The sequence below is a fragment of the Luteimonas sp. RIT-PG2_3 genome (assembly GCF_054902115.1).
The window spans coordinates 269828-291338 of sequence record NZ_JBUBPF010000005.1 but is presented as its reverse complement, the minus strand read 5'-3'; the positions used below and the strand labels follow the sequence as shown (position 1 = coordinate 291338).

General features: G+C 67.2%; 18 protein-coding genes and 1 pseudogene. 9 read left to right on the top strand and 10 right to left on the bottom strand.

The window, feature by feature from the left end:
• Positions 1-7 precede the first annotated feature (7 nt).
• The 5 genes from ACYX7E_RS10455 to ACYX7E_RS10435 all read right to left on the bottom strand — a co-directional run bounded on the left by ACYX7E_RS10455 (position 8) and on the right by ACYX7E_RS10435 (position 3939).
• Positions 8-757 (bottom strand): heme ABC transporter permease, encoded by a 750-nt coding sequence (locus ACYX7E_RS10455; RefSeq protein WP_462080642.1) that lies wholly within the window; start codon positions 755-757, stop codon positions 8-10.
• Positions 758-996: 239 nt separating this feature from the next.
• Positions 997-1695 carry a TetR/AcrR family transcriptional regulator gene (locus tag ACYX7E_RS10450; protein ID WP_462080516.1) on the bottom strand — a complete coding sequence of 233 codons (699 nt, stop codon included), beginning with the start codon at positions 1693-1695 and terminating at the stop codon, positions 997-999.
• Between the two features lie 201 nt (positions 1696-1896).
• Complete coding sequence (ccmB, locus tag ACYX7E_RS10445) at positions 1897-2568, bottom strand: heme exporter protein CcmB (RefSeq protein ID WP_462080515.1); 672 nt, start codon at positions 2566-2568, stop codon at positions 1897-1899.
• Complete coding sequence (gene ccmA / locus ACYX7E_RS10440) at positions 2565-3239, bottom strand: heme ABC exporter ATP-binding protein CcmA (protein WP_462080514.1); 675 nt, start codon at positions 3237-3239, stop codon at positions 2565-2567. Before ccmA ends, ccmB begins: the two co-directional genes overlap by 4 nt.
• A gap of 184 nt (positions 3240-3423) precedes the next feature.
• Positions 3424-3939 (bottom strand): DUF3293 domain-containing protein, encoded by a 516-nt coding sequence (locus ACYX7E_RS10435; protein WP_462080513.1) that lies wholly within the window; start codon positions 3937-3939, stop codon positions 3424-3426.
• A gap of 72 nt (positions 3940-4011) precedes the next feature.
• On the opposite strand from ACYX7E_RS10435, the gene ACYX7E_RS10430 reads away from it, so the two are divergent.
• Entirely contained in the window at positions 4012-5157 is a 1146-nt protein-coding gene (locus ACYX7E_RS10430) for a pyridoxal phosphate-dependent aminotransferase (RefSeq protein WP_462080512.1), read from the top strand.
• Between the two features lies 1 nt (position 5158).
• Positions 5159-5983 carry an amidohydrolase gene (locus ACYX7E_RS10425; RefSeq protein ID WP_462080511.1) on the top strand — a complete coding sequence of 275 codons (825 nt, stop codon included), beginning with the start codon at positions 5159-5161 and terminating at the stop codon, positions 5981-5983.
• A 125-nt stretch (positions 5984-6108) separates the two neighbouring features.
• On the opposite strand, the gene ACYX7E_RS10420 is transcribed toward ACYX7E_RS10425, so the two are convergent.
• From ACYX7E_RS10420 to ACYX7E_RS10400, 5 genes and pseudogenes are all read right to left on the bottom strand, one after another.
• Positions 6109-6561, bottom strand: a complete 453-nt coding sequence (locus tag ACYX7E_RS10420; protein ID WP_462080510.1) for a PaaI family thioesterase — start codon at positions 6559-6561, stop codon at positions 6109-6111.
• Positions 6562-6715: 154 nt separating this feature from the next.
• Positions 6716-7825 carry an NAD(P)/FAD-dependent oxidoreductase gene (locus ACYX7E_RS10415; RefSeq protein ID WP_462080509.1) on the bottom strand — a complete coding sequence of 370 codons (1110 nt, stop codon included), beginning with the start codon at positions 7823-7825 and terminating at the stop codon, positions 6716-6718.
• A 186-nt stretch (positions 7826-8011) separates the two neighbouring features.
• Complete coding sequence (locus ACYX7E_RS10410) at positions 8012-9628, bottom strand: pseudouridine synthase (protein ID WP_462080508.1); 1617 nt, start codon at positions 9626-9628, stop codon at positions 8012-8014.
• Positions 9629-9639: 11 nt separating this feature from the next.
• Positions 9640-10434 (bottom strand): annotated as a pseudogene (gene scpB, locus ACYX7E_RS10405) (SMC-Scp complex subunit ScpB); the annotation flags it as partial.
• Positions 10435-10529: 95 nt separating this feature from the next.
• Positions 10530-11459 (bottom strand): segregation and condensation protein A, encoded by a 930-nt coding sequence (locus tag ACYX7E_RS10400; RefSeq protein WP_462080507.1) that lies wholly within the window; start codon positions 11457-11459, stop codon positions 10530-10532.
• Positions 11460-11871: 412 nt separating this feature from the next.
• Between ACYX7E_RS10400 and ACYX7E_RS10395 the strand changes: the two genes are divergently transcribed.
• The 7 genes from ACYX7E_RS10395 to ACYX7E_RS10365 all read left to right on the top strand — a co-directional run bounded on the left by ACYX7E_RS10395 (position 11872) and on the right by ACYX7E_RS10365 (position 21510).
• Entirely contained in the window at positions 11872-12171 is a 300-nt protein-coding gene (locus ACYX7E_RS10395; RefSeq protein ID WP_462080506.1) for a YciI family protein, read from the top strand.
• Positions 12172-12361: 190 nt separating this feature from the next.
• Positions 12362-13429, top strand: coding sequence for a LacI family DNA-binding transcriptional regulator (locus ACYX7E_RS10390; protein WP_462080505.1), 1068 nt, complete (start codon positions 12362-12364; stop codon positions 13427-13429).
• Between the two features lie 132 nt (positions 13430-13561).
• Complete coding sequence (locus ACYX7E_RS10385; protein WP_462080504.1) at positions 13562-16603, top strand: TonB-dependent receptor; 3042 nt, start codon at positions 13562-13564, stop codon at positions 16601-16603.
• A gap of 130 nt (positions 16604-16733) precedes the next feature.
• Positions 16734-18374 carry a glucoamylase family protein gene (locus ACYX7E_RS10380; RefSeq protein WP_462080503.1) on the top strand — a complete coding sequence of 547 codons (1641 nt, stop codon included), beginning with the start codon at positions 16734-16736 and terminating at the stop codon, positions 18372-18374.
• A 36-nt stretch (positions 18375-18410) separates the two neighbouring features.
• On the top strand, positions 18411-19757 hold the full coding sequence (locus ACYX7E_RS10375) for a sugar ABC transporter substrate-binding protein (RefSeq protein ID WP_462080641.1): 1347 nt from the start codon (positions 18411-18413) through the stop codon (positions 19755-19757).
• A complete protein-coding gene (locus ACYX7E_RS10370; RefSeq protein WP_462080502.1) occupies positions 19754-20641 on the top strand; it encodes a carbohydrate ABC transporter permease in 888 nt (295 codons plus the stop codon). Before ACYX7E_RS10375 ends, ACYX7E_RS10370 begins: the two co-directional genes overlap by 4 nt.
• Before the next feature lie 32 nt (positions 20642-20673).
• Positions 20674-21510: a carbohydrate ABC transporter permease gene (locus tag ACYX7E_RS10365; RefSeq protein WP_462080640.1), complete on the top strand. Its 837-nt coding sequence runs from the start codon at positions 20674-20676 to the stop codon at positions 21508-21510.
• Position 21511: the final 1 nt, after the last annotated feature.

Below are 21511 nucleotides of genomic sequence, written 5' to 3'. Positions count from 1 at the left end.
GCCTCGCTCATCGGGACGCCTCGACCAGTGACCGCACCCAGTCCTTGCCGGACTCGCGCCGCAGGTTGTCGGCGCGCGCGCGCGCCAGCAGCGAACCGATGAACCACAGCTTGGTGCCGATCAGCATCCAGATCAGCGGCGGCATCATGCTCGCGTCCATCGACGATTCGCCGAACACGCGGATCGTCTGGCCCTGGTGCAGCGAGTTCCACCAGACCACCGAGTACCGGATGATCGGCAGCATCACCACGCCGATGATCGCCAGCAGCCCCGCGGCGCGCGCTGCGGCGCGGCGGTCCTCGATGGCGCCATAGAGTCCCATCACGCCCAGGTACAGGAACAGCAGGATCAGCTCGGTGGTCAGGCGCGGGTCCCAGTCCCACCAGGTGCCCCACATCGGCTTGCCCCAGATGCTGCCGGTGGCCAGCGTGATCACGGTGAAGGCCGCGCCGACCGGGGCGCAGGCCATCGCCAGGATCTCGCACAGCTTGATGCGCCAGACCAGCGCGATGGCCGCGTACAGCGCCATCAATCCGAATACCAGCATGCTCATCCAGGCACTGGGCACATGGATGTAGAGGATCCGGAAGCTGTCGCCCTGCTGGTAGTCGGCCGGGACCCGGAACAGTCCGAGATAGGCGCCGATCGCCATCGTCAGCAGGCCCAGCCCGTAACCCCAGGGCGCCCAGCGGGCCGCGAAGCGGTCGAAGGTGGGAGGTGAACCGAGTTGGTGGAACCAGCGGACCAGCGGGTTCATCTTGGACATCACATCGCTCGCTGTGGGGGTGCCGACACGGGAAAGGACGGCACTACGGCCGCAGGATCCGCGGTCGCCTTGGCTTGACCCGGCATTTTCCCAGACTTGACCGGTGCGGCCAAGTCACGGATTGTCGCAGGGGCCAAGAGGGTCGGCATATCCGGGGTGTCCAGCGTGCGCGCCGTGCGGGTACCGGCAGCGGCGACCACCCGCGAGCCCTGTTGCGGCGCGGGCCGGCGTCAGCGCGGCAGCAGTCCGTGCAGAAACACCGCGACCGCCTGGCGGGCCTGCGCCTGCATCTCCGGAATGTCGGCCGGCGACAGCATGCCGTTGATACTGCGCAGGATCACGCCGCCGAAGACCATCATGTAGAACTGGCTAGCGGCGATATCGGGGGCTTCGACCCGCAGCCGGCCGGCGTCGCGCTCGCGCTCGAAATAGCGGCACAGCTGCTGCTGGGCCGGGGCGATGCCGTGCTTGTAGAACCAGTCGCGCAGGCCCGGGAACGCCAGGCCTTCGGCGAAGACGATGCGATGGGTGACCATGTGCGGCGGCGACAGGATCTCGGCGACCATGCGCTCGGCGGCGATCGGCAGCGCGTGTTCGGGCGTCAGTCCGGACTTGTCGAGCATCTCCAGTCCTTCGCCGAACTTGGCGATGCTCTCGCGCATGATCGCGTGCAGCAGGCCTTCCTTGTCGCCGAAGGCGCGGTACAGCGTGGTCATCGAACCGCCGGCATGGGCGACGATGTCGGTCAGGCGCGCGCTGCGATAGCCCTTTTCGAGGAAGACCTCGATCGCGGCCTCCTGGAACTTCTCGACGCGGACCTCGCCGCGGCGGCACCATTCGACGTCCGGCGGCGCCCGCAGGGCAGGGGCGGTGTCGTCATCGGCCGCAGTCGGCGGTGGACGCAGGTCTGGCGGTGGCGTGGAGCGCATCCGGGCACGGCAATGGCGGGGGGCGAGGCCGAAGTGTCGCAGGAATCCCAAGGGCCTGCCCGCTCCCGGGCGTCGGCCGCGGCCGTCGATCAGGCTGGCGCGACCGGCGCAGTGCGATCGGCACAGCACGCTCAAGTCAGCAGGCAATTCAGCAGGCTCAACTGAGCGCGCTGAGTTGAGCGTGCTCAGGTCAGCGCACCATCAGGTCAGCGCAATGCGAATCGCCGTCGCCGCCGCGATCGGTGCCAGCACCAGGGCCATCACCAGGCCCGCGCCCAGCAGCAGCAGGCCGCTGGAGGCATCGGCGCCCTGGGCCGCCATCGCGACGCCGCCGGCACCGAACACCAGCACCGGCACGTACAGCGGCAGCGCCAGCAGGGCCAGCAGCACGCCGGAGCGGCGCATGCCCACGGTCAGCGCCGCGATCACCGCGCCGACCAGGCTCAGCAGCGGCGTGCCCAGCAGCAGCGACGCCATCAGCACGCCGAACTGCGCGCGTGGCAGGTACAGCAGCTCGGCCAGCAGCGGTGCCGCCAGCAGGACCGGCAGCGCGGTCGTGCACCAGTGGCTCAGCGTGCGGACCAGGACCAGCCACGACAGCGGCACGGGCGCCAGCATCCATTGCTCCAGCGAGCCATCCTCGGCGTCGCTGCGGAACAGCGTGTCCAGCGACAGCAGTCCCGACAGCAGGATCGAGACCCACAGCACGCCCGGCGCCACCCGGGTCAGGGTTGCACGTTCGTTGCCCAGCGCCAGTGCGAACAGCACGATCACCAGCAGCGCGAACAGGGCCGGCTGCAGCGCATCGCCGCGCCGCCGCCACAACAGTTGCATGTCGCGCAGCAGCAGCGCACGAGCCGCCGACCACATCATGCCGGCCGCTCCAGTTGCAGCAGGCGCGTGCGCACCGGCGGTGCCGCGTAGGCGCCGTGGGTGGTCACCAGGGCGGCGCCGCCATCCTCGAGATGCGCCCGCACCATGCGGTTGACCAGTTCGATGCCCTCGAGGTCGAGGTTGGCGTAGGGCTCGTCAAGCAGCCACAGCGGCGCCGGCGACAGCCACAACCGGGCCAGCGACAGGCGTTTCTTCTGGCCGGCCGACAGTTGGCGGGCCAGGGCATCCTCGAGACCGGCCAGGCCGACGGTGCGCATCGCGCTGTCGAAGGTCTGGCTGGTGCGCTGCCCGTGCAGGCCGCACAGGAAGGCCAGGTTCTGTTCGGCGCTGAGGTCGGCCTTGAAGGCCGGCAGGTGGCCGAGATAGGCGACCAGGCCGGCACGCAACTGCGGCTCGGCGGCCTTGCCGTCGAAGCGCACGCGGCCGGTATCGGCGCTGAGCAGGCCGGCCAGCACCCGCAGCAGGGTCGTCTTGCCGGCCCCGTTGCCGCCCTGGACCAGCAGGGCTTCGCCACGCTCCACCGCGAATGCGAGCGGGCCGAACACCGGCGCATCGTTGCGCGAGAAACTCAGGTCGTGCACGTCCAGCATCGGCGGCCTGGAGCCTGGAGACGCGGAAGCCGGCGAAGGGGGAGGTGCGGTCGGGGGCATCTGGCAGGGTTCGGCCGCAATGACGGCCACGATCCCGACATTTTAGGGCCTGCGCTCGCCGAATGAGCCGAATGCATCGCATCCGGGTCATTCCGGCAGGTCGGGTCGCGCTTTCCGACCCGTCGCCGTGACGTCGACGCAGCATGGTCGAGTTGTCTTTTACGGGTTCTCGTGGCGCAGTCCGTCAGCGGACGGGGCCCAGCCAGTCGACATGCTCGTCGTTGTCGACGCCGGGCGGGCGCGGCGCCAGCATGCGCAGGCGCACCGGCTGGTGCGGCTGCCACCACAGCGTGCCCAACTGCCCGTAGCGCAACGTCAATGCGTCGAAGGCTTCGGCTGACATGTCGAACACCAGCCAGCTCGGCTCGCGCCAGGTGCGGTTGGACGCCGACGCGAACGCCGGCAGGCAACGGATGCCGCTGGTCTCGAGCTCGGCCTGCAGGGCCTCGTCGGCGGCGCGGTTGACGTCCAGCGGGCGTTCGACCGATCCCGGGTTCCAGGCCGACAGCAGCCCGAACGAGCGCGCCTGCGGATAGGCCAGCTCCAGTCCGGGCGTCGGCAGCCCGATCAGCACGTCATGCCAACTGCCGTGGTGACCCCAGCGATAGTCGGCGGACAGGTAGGCCAGCAGCAGCGCTGCGATCCGTGACTCGTCGAGCGCCGGATGGGGAAGTTGCGTCTCCGCGGGGTGGTCGGGCATAGCTACCTGGCATGGGGTGAACGTAAACTCGAAGGACGGTTCGTTCCTTGAACCCACAAACGGAAACAACAGATGCTTTCGACCAAGTTGCCCAAGGTGGGCACGACGATTTTCACCGTGATGTCCCAACTTTCCGCCGAGCATGGCGCAGTCAACCTGGGCCAGGGATTTCCGGATTTTTCCGTACCTGGCCGTCTGGTCGATGCGCTGGATCGAGCCATGCGTGCCGGGCACAACCAGTATGCACCCATGACCGGTGTTCCTGCTTTGCGCAATGCGGTGGCAGACAAGACCGCACGCGTCTACGGGCACCGGCCGGATGCCGATGCCGAGGTCACCGTGACCAGCGGCGCGACCGAGGCGATCTTCAACGCGATCCATGCCGTGGTCCGTGCCGGCGAGGAAGTGATCGTGCTGGACCCGGCCTACGACTGCTACGAGCCCGCGATCGAGCTGGCCGGGGCGCTGGCCGTCCACGTGCCGCTGGATCCGCAGACCTTTGCGCCCGACTGGCAGCGCATCCGCGATGCGGTCACCGCGCGGACGCGACTGCTGATCATCAACAGTCCGCACAATCCCAGTGGCGCGATGTTCACCGCCGACGACATCGCGGCGCTGTCGCGGCTGCTGGACGACACCGGGATCCTGCTGCTGTCGGACGAGGTTTACGAGCACATCGTCTTCGACGGCGCGCGCCACGAGTCGATCCTGCGCTATCCCGAATTGCGCGAGCGCGCCTTCGTGGTGTCGAGTTTCGGCAAGACCTACCACTGCACCGGCTGGAAACTGGGTTACTGCATCGCACCGCCGGCATTGAGCGCCGAGTTCCGCAAGGTCCACCAGTACAACGTGTTCTGCACCTTCGCGCCGGCGCAGCATGCGTTCGCGGAGATGCTGGAGCAGGAACCGGAACACTACGAACAGCTGGGCGCGTTCTACCAGGCCAAGCGCGACCGCTTCCGCGAGCAGTTGCTCGGCACCCGGCTCACGCCGTTGCCGGTGCCGGGCGGTTATTTCCAGCTGGTGGATTATTCGGCCATCAGCGACCTCGACGATGCCGCGTTCTGCCGCTGGTTGACGGTCGAGAGGGGCGTCGCGGCGATCCCGCTGTCGCCGTTCTACGATCAGCCGCCGGCAGGGCAGCGCCTGGCGCGGCTGTGCTTTGCCAAGAACGACGCCACCCTCGATGCCGCCATCGCGCGGCTGAAGGAGCTTTGAGATGACGACCTCCCACCAGGACCTGCGGGTCAGCCTGGTCCAGGGCGCCACGCGCTGGCACGACCCTGCGGGCAATCGCGATTACTACGCACGCCTGATCGCCCCGTTGCATGGCATCACCGACCTCGTGCTGCTGCCCGAGACCTTCACCAGCGGCTTCAGCAACGATGCGATCGGCAACGCCGAGACCATGGACGGGCCCACCGTGGCGTGGATCCGCGAACAGGCGTCACGGCTGGGCGCGGCGGTCTGCGGCAGCGTGCAGTTGCGCGCGAAGGATGCGGCCGGGGTCGACCAGGTGTTCAACCGGCTGTTGTGGGCGACGCCGGACGGCGGCCTGCTGCATTACGACAAGCGCCACCTGTTCCGCTACGCGCGCGAACACGAGCGCTACGCGGCCGGACAGGATCGCCTGGTCGTCGAGTGGAATGGCTGGCGGATCTGTCCGCTGGTCTGCTACGACCTGCGCTTCCCGGTGTATTCGCGCAACCGTTTCGATGTCGAGCGTCCCGGCCAGCTGGACTACGACCTGTTGCTGTATGTCGCCAACTGGCCGTCGGCCCGCGCCTACCCGTGGAAGACCCTGCTGCGCGCACGCGCGATCGAGAACCTGTGCTACGTCGCCGGCCTCAATCGCGTCGGCAGCGACGGCAATGGCCTGCACTACGCTGGCGATAGTGCAGTGATCGACTTCCTGGGGCATGCGGTCAGCGAATGCACCGACGAGGAGGTCGTCGTCACCACGACGCTGCAGGCGGCCGAACTGGCCGCGCATCGCGAGCGCTTTCCGGCGATGCTCGACGGCGACGCGTTCGAACTGCGCTGAGCGCGGCCTTCAGGCCGCGTTCGCCGCGTGATCGTGACCCCGTGTGCTGGCAGAGGCCGCGGGTCATCGGCAGGACGCCAGTCGCCGGGACGACCGTCGTCATCGATGGTCGTCATGCATGACCGTCAGGCCGGGCGCGGCGCCGGCATGATCTGGTTGACCGACTGGCACAGCGCCACGACCTTGCCATCGGGATTGCGGACGTCCGCCGACAGGTACAGCGTGTTGCGGGTACGTTCGACCAGCCAGGCCTCGCAGACGATGTACGGGGTGCCGTCGGTGACCGGCCGCAGGTACTGGGTATTGAGCGACGCGGTGACGCTGGGGGGCGCGATCAGGTACGACAGCGGGCCCAGCGTATTGTCGAGCGCGGCCACGATCAGCCCACCCTGCATGTTGCCCATCGGGTTGCGGTAGCGCGGCAGTACCGGGAAACGCACGCGGATCCGGCTGCCTTCCTCGTAGGACAGGAACTCGCCGGCCATGTCGATCAGGCTGGGCGGCGGGATCAGGATGTCCATGCCTGCCGGTGCCTGGGCCTGGATCAGGGCGTTGATGTCGTCGCCGGTCACGGTCATGTCGTGCGTCTCGCGGGAGGTGGGCGCGCTAGTGTAAGCGGCCAGGACGACGGGTCCGCGGGCGGCGCGCGGGCAGGGCGGACCTGCGGTTTTCGGCGATGAAGCGCAGGGCGCGACGGCTCCACGGGCAGGGCCTGCCTTCGACGTCGGGGGGTTATCGGCGGCGGCTGAAGTAGACGCGCTCGGCCGCCCAGCGCAGTGGCGAGCTGTGCAGCAGCAGGTCGAACGGCCAGTCCGCCTGCAGGCGGTCGAAGGCCATGCGCAGCAGCTTCTTGCCGCGGAAGCGCGGCGCCATCGTCCCGGCGATGCGCTCCGGAGAGGGACCGCCGTCGAGCATGTGCCGCGCGATCGCATCGCCGACCACCTCGCCGTGGCGCCATGCGGAATGGATGCCGCCGGCGGTCACCGGCGAGACGATGCCGGCCGCATCGCCGGTCAGGATGACCCCGGGCGCGGTCATGCGCCTGACCGCGCCGCCACAGGGAATCAATCCGGCACGCGTGGCCGTGGGAGGCGTGTCGGGCGCGATGCCCAGTGGCGGTCCGACCCACGCCAACAGCCCCTGGATGTCGGGCACGCCGCTGCGACGCGCATCGTGGCGGAAGGCGAGCCCGAACTGCGTGCCGGTCGGGCCCTGTGCGGCCCAACCGATATAGCCCGGCGCATAGCGCTTGCTGATGAAGCAATGCAGCGCATCGGGCTCGTGCAGTTGCAGGCCGGCGTATTCGTACTCGACGCCATACAGGAAGTCGCGGACCGGATCGAGTCCGGTGCGCGCGGCGACGCGCGATTTCGCACCGTCGGCGCCGACCAGCCAGCGCGCGTGGCCCAGGCCATCGATGAGCCAGCCCCCGTCATGGCGGCGCGCATCGGTGAACGATTGCATCAGGCGCAGTTCGACGCCCGCCGCGATCAACTGGTCGGCAAGCCAGCGCATGACCGCCGGTGTGTCGGTGGTCAGGAAGTAATAGTCCGCGCGCTGCAGGCGCCGGCTGTGCAGGGCAGGGGCGTACAGCCGTACGCCATCGACGCGACGGGTGTATGCGGCCGGGATCCGCGACAGCAGCGTCTGTTCGGCGGCTTCCTTGACGATGATGCCGGTGGTGTGGAGCTTGATGCCGGGATCGCGCTTGCGCTCGATCACGCAGACGCGCAGGCCGGCGCGCCTCGCCGCCAGCGCGCAGGCCGCGCCGGCGAAGCTCGCACCCACGACCACCAGGTCCCAGTGTCCGCCGCCGTCATTGTGGTTGGGGTTCGACCTCATGGCCATTCCGTGCGGGGGAGGCGGCCATGCTGCCGACGACGCGTGCGCAGGCAGAGGAGCGACGGTGAAGTCGGCATGAAGTGGCGGGATGCGCGCGGATTGCGTTCGCGTGTTCGCACCCCTTGACGTGCCTGGCGCGCATGAAAAAGGGCGCCGAAGCGCCCTTTTCCCTGTTGCCGTGTCCGATCAGCGGTTGCCGGACTGTCCGCCGCCGCCGCGTGGGCCGCTGCGCGGGCCACCACCGCCACCGGGACGCGGACCGCGCGGACCCGCCGGACGCGGGCCACCCGGACGGTTGCCGCCGGCCGGGCGCGGTGCGCGCGGCCGGTCATAGGGATTGAAGCCGCCGGGCGTGGCATGGTCGGACGGGAACGACGGCGCGTTGCCGGGGTGACCGTACGGACGCGGCGCGCGCTGACCGGCGGCCTTGGGGCCCTGCCCCTGGCCGGGGCCGCCCTGGCTGCGGTTGCCGCTGGGGCCGGAGCGGCCGGGCCCACCGGGGCCGCCCGCGCCGGGACGGCCGGCACCAGGACGGCCTGGACCGCCCGCACCGGGCTTCTTGCCGTAGGGCTTCTTCGGGCCACGGCCATCGGCATTGCGATGACCGGCCGGGCCGGTATCGACGCCATCCGGCACGTACCAGGTGCGGAAGGCGGCCGGATTGCCATCGGGCAACGGCTTGGGACCCTTCTGCGCGCGCTGCTTGAACGGCTTCTGCGACTGCTTGGCGGCAGCTTCGCCGCTGACCGTCAGTCCGCCATGCGGCTTCTGGTTGCCGCGGCGGCCGCGGTCTTCGCGCACGTGGTCGAAGCGGCGCAGTTCGCGGCCTTCATCGGCGGTGTTGTGGCCGTTGACGTAGGCCTTGCCACGGCCTTCGCCGGACAGGTGCACGGTGGACTTGGCGGCCTTGCGCTGGCCGATGACCGGCTGCAGCGTCAGCGCCGGCGGCGGGCCTTCCTCGAGCTTGAGTTCACGGCGCAGCACGTCGACCTGCGCGTCCGACAGTTCCTGCGACTGCCCGCGCAACAGCGGCTGTGGCAGGCTGACGTTGCCGTAGCGCACGCGCTTGAGGCGGCTGACCTGGCAGCCCTGGGATTCCCACAGGCGGCGCACTTCGCGGTTGCGGCCTTCCTTCAGCGTGACCTGGAACCATTCGTTGCTCACGTTGTCCTGAGCGGTGGTGCCGCCGATGCGCTTGATCTCGTCGAACTTGGCCGGGCCGTCTTCCAGCGAGACGCCGCGCGCCAGGCGGTCGACGATCTTCTCCGACACGCTCTCCTCGCCCTCGGGCGCACGCACCCGGCAGACGTATTCGCGTTCGACTTCGTACGACGGATGCATCATCGCGTTGGCGAGTTCGCCATCGGTGGTCAGCAGCAGCAGGCCGGTGGTGTTGATGTCGAGGCGGCCGATCGCGATCCAGCGCGCGCCCTTCAGGGCAGGCAGCGCTTCGAAGATCGTCGGGCGGCCTTCGGGGTCTTCGCGCGTGGTGACCTCGCCTTCGGGCTTGTTGTAGATCAGCACGCGCGCGGGCTCGGCGAGCGCGCTGGCGACGAAGACCTTGCCGTCGAGTTCGACGCGGTCGCCGCCCTTGATGCTCATGCCGGTCTGTGCGGTTTCGCCATTGACCTTGATCAGGCCGTCGGCGATGCGCTGCTCGAGCGCGCGGCGCGAGCCGAGTCCGGCCTGGGCCAGGACCTTGTGCAGGCGCTCTTCAAGGCGCGGGGCCTCGGCGGCCTGCTCGCTGCGCTTGAGCGAAAGTTTGCGGGTGCCTTTCTCGGCAGTGGGGTGTTGCTCGGTCATGCGTTGCTCCGGGTGCTGTCGCCGTCTTCGGCGAGGGCGTGGGTTGGGTCCTGGGAATCTTCCGGCGGCGGGTTGTCGTCGGAGGCAGTCGGGTGGTCGGCGTCGGCCGGGAGGGCTTCGTTGGCGGCGTGGTCGTCGCTGTCGCTGTCGTCGTGCGTGTCGTCCGCGTCGGCATCCTGGGCGTCGGCCAGGCCGGCATCGGCGTCGTTGATGGCGATGTCGCCGAGCGCGCGCGGTTCGCGGGTCTCGCCGCTGAACTGGAACTGCGGCTCGAGTTCGCCGAAGTCCTTGAGTTCCGACAATGGCGGCAGCTCATCCAGGCGCTTGAGGCCGAAGTAGTCGAGGAAGCCCTTGGTGGTGCCCAGCAGTTCGGGCCGTCCGGGGATGTCGCGATGGCCGACGGCGCGGATCCACTCGCGCTCTTCCAGCGCCTTGATGATGTTGCTGTTGGTGGCCACGCCACGGACCTGTTCGATCTCGCCGCGGGTGATCGGCTGGCGGTAGGCGATCAGCGCCAGGGTCTCCAGCGTGGCGCGCGTATAGCGGGTCTGGCGTTCGGTCCACAGGCGCGCGACCCAAGGGTGCACGTCGGCCTTGACCTGGTAGCGCCACCCCGAGGCCAGCTCGACCAGTTCGACGCCGCGTTCGGCGCAGTCGGCCTGCAGGGTCTCCAGGGCCTGCTCGATGCTGCCCTCCGGGGCGGCTTCGTCGAGCGGGAACAGCCCGTTGAGCTGGACCAGCGGCAGCGGCTGGCTGGAGGCCAGCAGCGCGGCTTCGACGATCCGTGTGATGAGGAGTTGGTCCATATGCGTTGGCGGCGTGGTTCTGTCGTGTGCTGGATCGGTGGGACGGAAAGTCGCGGTCATCAGTCGACGTGGCGGGTGCGAAGGTCTGATTGCGCTCAGACGACCGCGTCGGCAGCGTCGTCGCTGACGTCGTCGTCGAACTCGCTGGAGAACGCCATCGGCTCGTTGGCGCTGCCCTCGGTGGCCAGCGACTTGATGTAGATCGGCCCCAGCGGCGCGTCCTGGACGATGTCGAGCAGGCGTTCCTTGGTGAGTTCAAGCACCGACAGGAAGGTCACCACCACGCCGAGCTTGCCTTCGCGGGCCTCGAACAGGGTTTCGAAGCGGTGGAAGGCGCCGTCGTGGAGGCGCGTCAGCAGCTCGCCCATCCGCTGGCGCACGCTGAGCGCCTCGCGCCGGATCGAGTGGCCGGTGAACAGCTCGGCGCGCTTGAGCACGTCGTGCAGCGCCATCAGCATCTCGCGCAGGTCGACCGGCGGCGGCAGCTTGACCGTGGCGCGGTCAGGAACCGATGCCTGCGCCGGGGTGGTGTCGCGGTCCTGCCGGGGCAGGGCGTCCAGGTCCTCGGCGGCCTGCTTGAAGCGTTCGTACTCCTGCAGCCGGCGCACCAGGTCGGCGCGCGGGTCGGCTTCCTCGTTCTCGTCGGCCGGCGGCCGCGGCAGCAGCATCCGCGACTTGATCTCGGCCAGGATCGCGGCCATCACCAGGTACTCGGCCGCCAGCTCGAAGCGCAGGTCCTGCATCACGCTGATGTAGGCCACGTACTGCTTGGTGATCTCGGCGACGGGGATGTCCAGGATCTCGAGGTTCTGCCGGCGGATCAGGTACAGCAGCAGGTCCAACGGACCTTCGAACGCTTCAAGGATGACTTCCAGCGCGTCCGGCGGGATGTACAGGTCCTGCGGGATCTGCAGCACCGGCTGGCCATGCACGACCGCCAGCGGCATTTCCTGCTGCTGCGGAGCGGTCGGGGCAACGGCTGTCGGTTCCGCGCTTGGCGCGGGGTCGTGACCGGGTTGTGTCATCGGGTTCGCGGCCCCTCTCCGGGCCACAGTTCAAGCGCTGCGATGGAAGGGCGCCGGTGGGATGAACCGGGCCGTCTTGCGGCAATCGGGCTGCACGATCGGTCGATCGTTGCCGCCAAGGGGATATCAGTGTCCAGCCTGTGTCCAATGCGAGGTTGCGGTCCGACGCCACACGCATGTCATGCCGGGGCATCTGGGTGCCGGTCGAATGGTCATGGGGTCAGCCGAGTCGAGGTGCGGCGGGCGATCTGGCGTCCATGGAACAGGACGGTCGCTGCTGATGTGCCTCGATACTGGCGTTTAGGGTACGGGGTGACGCATCGGCTGTCCAGCGCGCCGATGAACGCTGGCAGTGACCACTGCAACCGGCCGCTTACAATGGTCCGCTCACCGGAACGGAGCGGGGCTGGCCATGTGGTATGCGATCGAGGGACACGATGGTGACGGGGTGCTAGCGCAACGGATGGCCGCGCGCCCCGCGCATGTCGGCCGGCTGCTGGCGCTGAAGGACGAAGGCCGCCTGTTGCTGGCTGGCCCGTGCCCGGCGATCGATGCCGAGGATCCGGGCCCGGCAGGCTTCAGCGGCAGCATCGTCATCGCGCAGTTCGCGTCCCTGTCCGAGGCCCGTGCCTGGGCCGACGCCGATCCTTATGTCGATGCCGGCGTCTATGTCCGGGTGGACGTGCGCCCGTTCAAGCCGGTCCTGCCCTGACCCCGCAGGTCCGGCATTGGGCGGCGCCTGAGGGATGCTGCGATGCAGCACCCGGCGCCCCCCGTGATGTCCGCATGAGGCGCCGGATGGCGCGGCCTCGTGTCCCGTTGGCGGGCTGTGCAGCAAGTCTTTGCATCACGTGCTGGAAACGTTTACATTCCGTTGCACTCGCGGCACCTGGGAGGGCGATGTGAGTGTGACGATCAAGGATGTGGCAAAGCAGGCCAAGGTGTCGGTCGCGACCGTGTCGCGGGCGCTCAATGGCCACCAGAACGTCACCGAGGCCGTCCGTAGCCGGATCGTCGCCGTGGCCAATGAGCTGCGCTACAGCCCCCACCACGCCGCCCGCAGCCTCAGCAGTCGCCGCACCCACACCATCGGCGTGGTGCTGCCCGACCTGTATGGCGAGTTCTTTTCCGAGCTGATGCGCGGCATCGACCAGGTGGCGCGCGAGCATGGCCGGCACCTGCTGGTGTCGAGCTACCACGGCAATCCGCAGGCCCAGGGCGCTGCCCTGCGGGCGATGCGCGGCCGCGTCGATGGCTTGCTGCTGATGTCTCCGTTCGTCTCCGGCGAGGACCTGCTGCAGGACAACTTGGCGCCGACGATGCCGGTGGTGCTGATGAATACGCGCCTGGCCGACAGCCGCTATCCCGCGCTCTGCGTCGACAACCATGGCGGCGCCGTGGCGATGACCCGTCACCTGATCGCATCCGGCCGCTGCCGCATCGCCTTTATCGCCGGTCCCGAGGACAACTTCGACGCGCGCGAGCGCCGTCGCGGCTACGAGGACGCGATCGCCGAAGGGCTGCCGGGCGTCGCGCCCTGGGTGCTGCCCGGCGATTTCGACGAAGCCTCCGGCCATGACGCCGCGCAACGGCTGCTGGCCGGTGGCGAGCGCCCCGACGCGGTGTTCGCGGCCAACGACATGATGGCGCTGGGTTGCCTGTTCACCTTGAACCAGGCCGGCATCCAGGTGCCGCAGGAGATCGCGCTGGCCGGTTTCGACGATATTCCGCTGGCGCGCTACGTCCATCCGTCATTGACAACGATGCGGGTCGAGATCGCATCGCTGGGCGCACGCGCGATCAGCAGTCTGCTGGAGATGGAGGGCGGCGGCGCTGCGCCTCCGGTGGCGCAGCTGACGCCGCAACTGGTGGTCCGGGCGTCCACGCACGTCGAGGGTGTTGCGGACGGGGCGCAGGGGGGCGCCCGGGCGCTTGCACAGGAGCGGTTGCAGGAGGTGGCGGGAGGGTGAGTGGTTGAAGCATTCGATCCGCAGCTGAAAAAAATTTGCTGACAGATGTAACCGTTTTCACACCACCATCACGTAGTCAAGTTGTCAGATCCGCAGGTTTTTCACATTGAGTTTCTTCGGGAGAGTAACGTCATGAATCGTGGAGCCCGCAACACCAGGCACCTCAATCGCAGTCTGCTGTGCTGCGCTCTGGCCAGCTGCCTGCTGGTCGCCACCCCAGCATTCGCGCAATCGACCTCGGCCACCATCCGTGGGCAGGTCAACGCGGACTCCGCGCCGGCAACGGACGCGCAGGTCACCGCGACCAACCTCGCCACCGGCCTGACGCGCACCGTGCGCGCCGGCGCCAACGGCGGCTACAACGTCGCCGGCTTGCCGCCGGGCACGTATCGACTCGATGTTACCGCGGCCGGCCAGACCAGCTCGCAGACGATCACGGTCGCCGTCGGCCAGACCGCGACGGTCAACCTCGGCGTCGGCGGCGTGGCCGAATCGGCCCCGGCCGATGCGACCAACCTCGATACCGTGACCGTGACCGCGGCGCGGATGGTCGAGACCAAGACGTCGGAACTTGCCACGTACGTCTCGCAGAAGCAGATCGAAGCGCTGCCGCAGGCGTCACGCAACTTCCTGGCATTCGCGGACGCAGTGCCGGGCATGATCTTCGAAACCAGCGACAACGGAAACGCGAAGCTGCGTGGCGGTGCGCAGAACTCCAACGGCATCAACGTCTTCATCGATGGCGTGGGCCAGAAGAATTACGTGCTCAAGGGTGGCGTCAGCGGCCAGGATTCGAGCAGCGGCAATCCGTTCCCACAATTGGCGATCGGCGAATACAAGGTGATCACGTCGAACTACAAGGCCGAGTACGACCAGATCAGCAGCGCCGCGATCACCGCGGTGACCAAGTCGGGTACCAACGAGTTCGAAGGCAGCTTCTTCTGGGACCACACCAGCGAAAACTGGCGTTCCAAGACCTTCCGTGAGAACGAGGAAGGGCGCGACAAGACGCCGTCCAGCGAAGAGCAGTACGGCATCGCGTTCGGCGGGCCGATCATCCGCGACCGCCTGTTCTTCTTCGTGACCTACGAGGCCAAGGAGATCGAGCGTCCACGCGACATCCGCTGGGGCGACCGCGCGTTCAATCCGGCCGACCTGACGCCCGAACTGGCGAGCTACCTTGGTTCGACGTCGCTGCCGTTCAATCAGGACATGTATTTCGGCAAGCTGACCTGGTTCGTCAACGAGGACCATCTGCTCGAACTGTCGGCCAAGCGTCGTGAGGAAGAGGAACTGCAAGGGATCGGCGACGGCCCCAACACGGCGTCGTACGGCAGCAGCAAGACCAACGACAGTACCCGTCTTGACCTGCGCTGGCAGTGGACCGGTGAGAACTGGCTCAATGACTTCCACCTGACTTCGGAAGACGATTACTGGAGCCCGCGTCCGTTGACCATCGGCCCCGGCATCGAGATCCGCAACCATCTGGTCAACGTGGGCGACGGCGAAACCATCCTGAACCTGGGCGGCGGACGCGATTTCCAGAACAAGGGTCAGAAGGGCTATTCGCTGCAGAACGACTTCACGTTCACCGGCTTCGAACGCCACACCCTGAAGTTGGGCTTCAAGTACAAGGATGTCCAGGTCGATGCCTTCCAGCAGCAGCCGTACAACGCGCAGTACCGCGTCGACTACTACGAAAACCTGGCTGCCGGCCGCACGACGGTGGCGTCGTTCATTCCGTGGCGCGTCGAATTCGGCTCGCTGGTGCCGGGCGTCGAAGACCTCAATGTCAGCTCCAACAACAAGCAGTTCGGCATCTACCTGCAGGACGACTGGGAAGTCACCGACCGTCTGACCTTGAACCTCGGCCTGCGCTACGACTATGAGACCACGCCTGCCTACGAGGATTTCGTGACGCCGGCCGGTATCGCCACCGCGTTGCGCGGCTGGTCGAACCTGCAGGGTCCCAACGTCGACTACAACATCGAGGACTACATCAGCAATGGCAGCAACCGGAAGCCCGACAAGGACAACTGGGCGCCGCGCCTGGGCTTCTCGTATGATCTGAGTGGCGACCAGCGGCACGTGATCTTCGGCGGCGCCGGCCGTTCCTACGACCGTACGCTGTTCGACTACCTGGCGCTGGAGCAGACCCGCAACGCCTTCCCGTCGTACACGTATCGCTTCAATACGCCCAGCCACCCCTGCGCAGTTGGCACCGATCCGTTGTGCCGGAACTGGGATCCGAGCTTCTTCAACATCGAAAACCTGTATGCGTTGGCCGATGCGAACCCGGACCTGGGCGCCGAGGTCAACCTGATGAACAACAACCTGAAGACGCCTTACTCGGACCAGTTCAGCATCGGCATCCGCAATACCTTCGAAGTGCTGGGCAACGACTGGAACACCTCGGCGAGCATCTCGCATGTCCGCAGCTACGATGGCCTGCTGTTCACGCTGGGCAATCGCTGGCCCGACGGTAGCTACCGCAATCCGGCGAATCCGGGCGCGACCTGGGGCGGCCAGCCCTGGGATTTCCCGATTCCCGGTTACGGACGTCTGATCATTGCCGACAACGGCATCGAGACCAAGAACACCTCGTTGCTGCTGTCTGCCGAGAAGCCGTACACGCAGAGTTCGCCGTGGAGCGTGACCATCGCCTATACCTATAGCGATGCCAGCGAGAATCGCCTCAGTGCGGCGAATTCGGACGAGCACTACTCGTTCGACTATCCCAACCTGAATGATCAGCCGTTCCTGACCTCGCTGGGTATCCCCAAGCATCGTCTGGTGACCACCGGCCTGGTCGAGCGCTGGGGCTTCACCTTCTCCGGCAAGCTGGTGCTGTCGAGCCCGACGCCGAAGGAAGCGACCAACTGCTACAACACGACGTCGACCAACAACTGCTACTTCGATCCGTTCATCCCGGACAACACGATCGGGTTCAAGCAGTTCGACGTGGCCGTGCAGAAGGTCTGGGACACGGGCACCGACCTGCGTTTGCGGGTTCGCGGTGACATCTTCAACGTGTTCAACTGGGAAAACTACACCGACTACGAGACTTGGCGCGGTACGCCGGGCAATCCCAACGCCAATTACGGCATCCGCAATGGCGTCGGCACGGTGTGGCCGCCTCGCATGTTCAAGATCTCTTTCGGTCTGGACTGGTAATACTGCTCTCAGCCGGTCAACCTTCGGGTTGACCGGCTTTTTCTGGGGAAAGGTTGAAAACGATTTCATGAATAGTCAGCACAGCAAAACCCGACACAATGCGTCCTTCGCCACCTGCCTGGTCTTCGCCATGACGATCCTGCTCGGCGCCTGCAAACCCGCGCCCCCGGCGCCGGAGCCGCAGGTCGACGCGCCGACACCCGGACCGATCGCCCAGGTCGAGCCGCCGGCGCAGCCCGAGGCCGTGGCGACGCCGTCCAAGCCGGAACTGCCGCCGCTGTTCCGCGATATCGAACGGCGCACGTTCCAGTTCTTCTGGGATACGACCAACGAGGTCAACGGCATGACGCCGGACCGGTTCCCCTCGCGGCCGTTCTCGAGCATCGCCTCGACCGGCTTCGCGCTGACGGCGTACCCGATCGGCATCGAGAACGGCTGGGTCAGCCGCAACCAGGCGGTCGACCGCACGCTGCTGACGCTGAAGTTCCTGCGCCAGGCGCGGATGGGACCGCAGGCGACCGGGCGCGCCGGCTACAAGGGCTTCTACTATCACTTCCTGGACATGCAGAGCGGCCATCGCTTCGAGTCCTGGGTCGAGCTGTCGAGCGTCGATACCGGCCTGCTGATGATGGGCGTGCTGTTCGCGCAGAGTTACTACGACGGCGACGATCCGCGCGAGCAGGAAATCCGCAAGCTCGCCGACGAGCTCTACAAGCGCGTCGACTGGACCTGGCTGCAGCAGCGTCCGCCGCTGATCTCGATGGGCTGGTTCCCCGAGAGCGGCTTCATCTCGCACGACTGGACCGGCTATGACGAAGCCATGCTGGTCTACATCCTGGCGCTGGGCTCGCCGACGCATCCGGTCGGCGACGGCACCTGGGAGACCTGGACGCGCACCTACGACGAGAGCTGGGGCGTGTTCCAGGGCCAGGAGTACCTGAGCTTCGGTCCGCATTTCGGCCACCAGTACACCCACGTCTGGGTGGACTTCCGCGGCATCCGCGATCCCTATATGGCCGCACGCGGCATCGATTACTTCGAGAACAGCCGGCGCGCGACCTACGCCCAGCGGCAGTACGCGATCGAAAACCCGATGAAGTGGAAGGAGTACGGCGACACCATCTGGGGCCTGACCGCCAGCGATGGTCCGCAGCACACCACGCAGGACTACAACGGCGAGCAGCGCCAGTTCCGCCACTACAGCGCACGCGGCGCAGGCCTCTCGGTCGCCTATGACGACGGTACGATCGCACCGACGGCCGCAGTGGCGTCGATCGCGTTCGCACCGGAGATCGTGATCCCGGCCACGCAGGCGATGCATGAGCGCTTCGGCGAGTACCTGTATTCCAGCTATGGCTTCCTGGATTCGTTCAATCCCAGCTTCAGCTACGACATCCCGCTGAAGACCGGACGCATCGTCGCCGGCAAAGGTTGGGTCGCCAGCGACTACATCGGCATCGACCAGGGCCCGATCCTGACGATGATCGCCAACTATCGGAACGACTTCGTCTGGAACGTGATGAAGAAGAACCCGTACATCCGCAAGGGCCTGGAACGCGCCGGATTCACCGGCGGCTGGCTGGCCCCGGAAGGCGAGCCCAAGACCTCGGGCGCGCCCGATCCGGATGCCGCCGCGGCACGCGACATCGGCATGGCGCAATCGCGTGCCACGCCGATCAAAGCCAACCCGCCGGGCGCGCCGAGCAGCGATGCGCGTGCATCGCAGCCGGGCGATACCCAGCCGCCGCCCGTCGTCGAGCCGAAGAAGTAGGCACGCATGCTGTCGTTACGGATGCTGTCGTTACGGATGCCGTCGTTCCCGTTGCTGCGCAGGTCGCCATTGGCCTGGGGCGCAGTCGGCCTGCTGCTGGTGCTGCTGGCGGGCTGCGCGCGCCAGGACACGCAGACCACGATCCGCTTCTGGGCCATGGGCCGGGAAGCGGAAGTCGTGGGCGGACTGATCCAGGAGTTCGAGCGCGAGCATCCGGGCATCAAGGTCGACGTCCAGCAGATTCCGTGGACGGCGGCGCACGAGAAGCTGCTGACCGCATTCGCCGCCGACGGTCTGCCGGACCTGTGCCAGCTGGGCAATACCTGGATCCCGGAGTTCGCGGCGCTGGACACGCTGGAGCCGCTGCAGTCGTATGTCGACGGTTCCGATGTCGTCGAGCCCTCGGATTATTTTCCCGGCATCTGGGATACCAATGTTGTCGATGGCCGCTTGCTGGGCGTTCCCTGGTACGTGGACACGCGGCTGCTGTTCTATCGCAAGGACATGCTGGCGGCCGCCGGCTTCGACACGCCGCCGCAGACCTGGGCCGAATGGGAGCGGGCGATGGCTGCGATCAAGCGCAATGTCGGCCCGTCGAAGTACGCCGTGCTGTTGCCGGTCAACGAGTTCGAACAGCAGTTGTCGTTCGCGTTGCAGCAGTCCGACCCGCTGCTGCGTGATGACGACGGCTACGGAAATTTCCGCAGCGCCGGCTTCCGCAAGGCACTCGCGTTCTACGCCAACACCTTCGAGCAGGGCTGGGCGCCGAAGATGTCGGAAACCCAGATCTCCAACGTCTGGGATGAATTCTTCAACGGCTACTACGCGTTCTACCTGTCGGGCCCGTGGAACATCCGCGAGTTCCGCAAGCGCGTGCCGGCCGGTCTCGAGGAGGCATGGTCGACGATGCCGCTGCCCGGTCCCGATGGCCTGGGGGCGGGCATTGCCGGTGGCACCAGCCTGGTGCTGTTCAAGTCGTCGCCGCGCAAGCAGGCGGCGTGGACGCTGGTCGAGTTCCTGTCGCGCCCCGACATCCAGCAGCGTTTCCATGCCGAGATCGGCAACCTGCCGCCGCGGCGCAGCACCTGGGAGCATCCGGCGCTGGCGTCGGATGTCTATGCGCAGGCATTCCGCAGCCAGCTCGAGCGTGTCAGGCCAACGCCGAAGGTGCTGGAGTGGGAGCGCATCGTCCAGGAAATGCGGCTGGCCACCGAGCGCGTGGTACGTGGCGGTATGTCCCAGGACCAGGCCGTGACCGAGCTTGATGCGCAGGTCGACAAGATCCTCGAGAAGCGGCGCTGGATCCGCGCGCAGGGCGCGTCGCTGACGCCCGCGCAGGCCGCGTCGTCGCAGGCCGCTGCGAACCGGGAGCCCGCGCCATGACCGGCGTGCGCGCAAGCCTTGCGGGCTGGCTGTTCGCGGCGCCGGCCCTGGTGGTGCTGGGCGTGTTCTTCGGCTTGCCGGTGCTGTCGGCACTGGTGCTGAGCCTGACCGATTTCGATCTGTACGCCTTGGCCGATGGCGACCACCTGCGGTTCGTCGCCCTGGGCAACTACATCGACCTGCTGCAGACGCCGATGTTCTGGAAGGCGCTGGGCAATACGACCTACTTCGTGGTCGTCGGCGTCCCGCTGTCGATCGCGGTCTCGCTGTGCGCGGCGTTGCTGCTCAACGCCAAGGTGGCGCGCTTCAAGGCGCTGTTCCGCACGGCGTTGTTCGCGCCGGTGGTGACGACCCTGGTCGCGGTCGCAGTGATCTGGCGCTACCTGTTCCATACCAGCTACGGCCTGGTGAACTGGGGCCTCGGGCACCTGGGCATCGCACCGGTGGACTGGCTCGGCGATCCACGCTGGGCGATGCCGACGATCATGCTGTTCGCGGTCTGGAAGAACTTCGGCTACAACATGGTGATCTTCCTGGCCGGCCTGCAGGCGATCCCGCCGGACCTGTACGAGGCCGCGCGCATCGATGGCGCATCGCGCTGGCGGCAGTTCCTGCACATCACGCTGCCGATGCTGGGCCCGGTGCTGCTGGTCGTCGGCGTCATCACCATCTCCGGGTACTTCCAGCTGTTCGCAGAGCCCTACGTGATGACGCGTGGCGATCCGCTGCAGAGCACGGTCAGCGTGCTGTACTACATGTTCGAGGAAGGCTTCAAATGGTGGAATCTGGGTCGCGCATCCGCGGTGGCCTTCCTGCTGTTCCTGATCATCCTCGCGGTGACGACAGTACTGCTGCGGCTCGGCCGCAGGCGGGCGCTGGTATGAGCGCCCGTTTGGGCGCCGGCAAGGCGGACGCGGTGCAGCGCGATGTCGGCGAAGGCCGCTTCACGACGCTGTGGATCAATGGCGCGCTGCTGCTGCTGGCGCTGGTCAGCCTGGCGCCGCTGGCGTGGATGGTCTCGGTGTCGTTCATGCCGCTCGGCGAGGCCAGCCGCTTCCCGCCGCCGCTGCTGCCATCGGCGATGACGCTGGCCAACTACCACGAGCTGTTTGCGCGCACCGGCATCGCGCGCAACTTCGCCAACAGCCTGCTGGTCTCGGTCGCGATCACGCTGTTGTCGCTGCTGGTCAATACGTTGGCCGGGTATGCCTTCGCCAAGCTGCAGTTCAAGGGCAGGGAGCGGATCTTCCAGGTGCTGCTGGCGGCGCTGGTGATCCCGGCGCAGGTGGCGATGCTGCCGCTGTTCCTGCTGATGAAGCAGCTTGGCCTGGTCAATACCTATGCCGGCGTCGTGGTGCCTGCCCTGGCGACGGTGTTCGGGATCTTCCTGGTGCGCCAGTACGCGCGCAGCATCCCGGACGAAATGCTGGAAGCCGCGCGCATCGATGGTGCCGGCGAGATGCGGATCTTCTGGCAGATCGTCCTGCCGATGCTGAAGCCGGTGCTGGTGACGCTGGCGATCTTCACGTTCATGGGCGCATGGAACGATTTCATGTGGCCGTTGATCGTCTTGACCGACCAGGAACACTACACCTTGCCGGTGGCGCTGGCGACGCTGTCGCGCGAGCACATCATGGATGTCGAGATGATGATGGCCGGCGCGGTGGTCACGATCCTGCCGGTGCTACTGTTGTTCCTGCTGCTGCAGCGCTATTACATCCAGGGCCTGCTACTGGGCAGCGTCAAGGGGTGAG

Bases quoted from the DNA above. Each gene is read 5' to 3' on its own strand.
- ccmB (WP_462080515.1), bottom strand. From the start codon at position 2,568: ATGATGTGGTCGGCGGCTCGTGCGCTGCTGCTGCGCGACATGCAACTG.
- ACYX7E_RS10400 (WP_462080507.1), bottom strand. From the start codon at position 11,459: ATGACACAACCCGGTCACGACCCCGCGCCAAGCGCGGAACCGACAGCC.
- ACYX7E_RS10415 (WP_462080509.1), bottom strand. From the start codon at position 7,825: ATGAGGTCGAACCCCAACCACAATGACGGCGGCGGACACTGGGACCTG.
- ACYX7E_RS10450 (WP_462080516.1), bottom strand. From the start codon at position 1,695: ATGCGCTCCACGCCACCGCCAGACCTGCGTCCACCGCCGACTGCGGCC.
- ACYX7E_RS10375 (WP_462080641.1), top strand. From the start codon at position 18,411: ATGCCGTCGTTCCCGTTGCTGCGCAGGTCGCCATTGGCCTGGGGCGCA.
- ACYX7E_RS10410 (WP_462080508.1), bottom strand. From the start codon at position 9,628: ATGACCGAGCAACACCCCACTGCCGAGAAAGGCACCCGCAAACTTTCG.
- ACYX7E_RS10430 (WP_462080512.1), top strand. From the start codon at position 4,012: ATGCTTTCGACCAAGTTGCCCAAGGTGGGCACGACGATTTTCACCGTG.
- ACYX7E_RS10425 (WP_462080511.1), top strand. From the start codon at position 5,159: ATGACGACCTCCCACCAGGACCTGCGGGTCAGCCTGGTCCAGGGCGCC.
- ACYX7E_RS10380 (WP_462080503.1), top strand. From the start codon at position 16,734: ATGACGATCCTGCTCGGCGCCTGCAAACCCGCGCCCCCGGCGCCGGAG.
- ACYX7E_RS10370 (WP_462080502.1), top strand. From the start codon at position 19,754: ATGACCGGCGTGCGCGCAAGCCTTGCGGGCTGGCTGTTCGCGGCGCCG.
- ACYX7E_RS10420 (WP_462080510.1), bottom strand. From the start codon at position 6,561: ATGACCGTGACCGGCGACGACATCAACGCCCTGATCCAGGCCCAGGCA.
- ACYX7E_RS10395 (WP_462080506.1), top strand. From the start codon at position 11,872: ATGTGGTATGCGATCGAGGGACACGATGGTGACGGGGTGCTAGCGCAA.
- ccmA (WP_462080514.1), bottom strand. From the start codon at position 3,239: ATGCCCCCGACCGCACCTCCCCCTTCGCCGGCTTCCGCGTCTCCAGGC.
- ACYX7E_RS10385 (WP_462080504.1), top strand. From the start codon at position 13,562: ATGAATCGTGGAGCCCGCAACACCAGGCACCTCAATCGCAGTCTGCTG.
- ACYX7E_RS10435 (WP_462080513.1), bottom strand. From the start codon at position 3,939: ATGCCCGACCACCCCGCGGAGACGCAACTTCCCCATCCGGCGCTCGAC.
- ACYX7E_RS10455 (WP_462080642.1), bottom strand. From the start codon at position 757: ATGAACCCGCTGGTCCGCTGGTTCCACCAACTCGGTTCACCTCCCACC.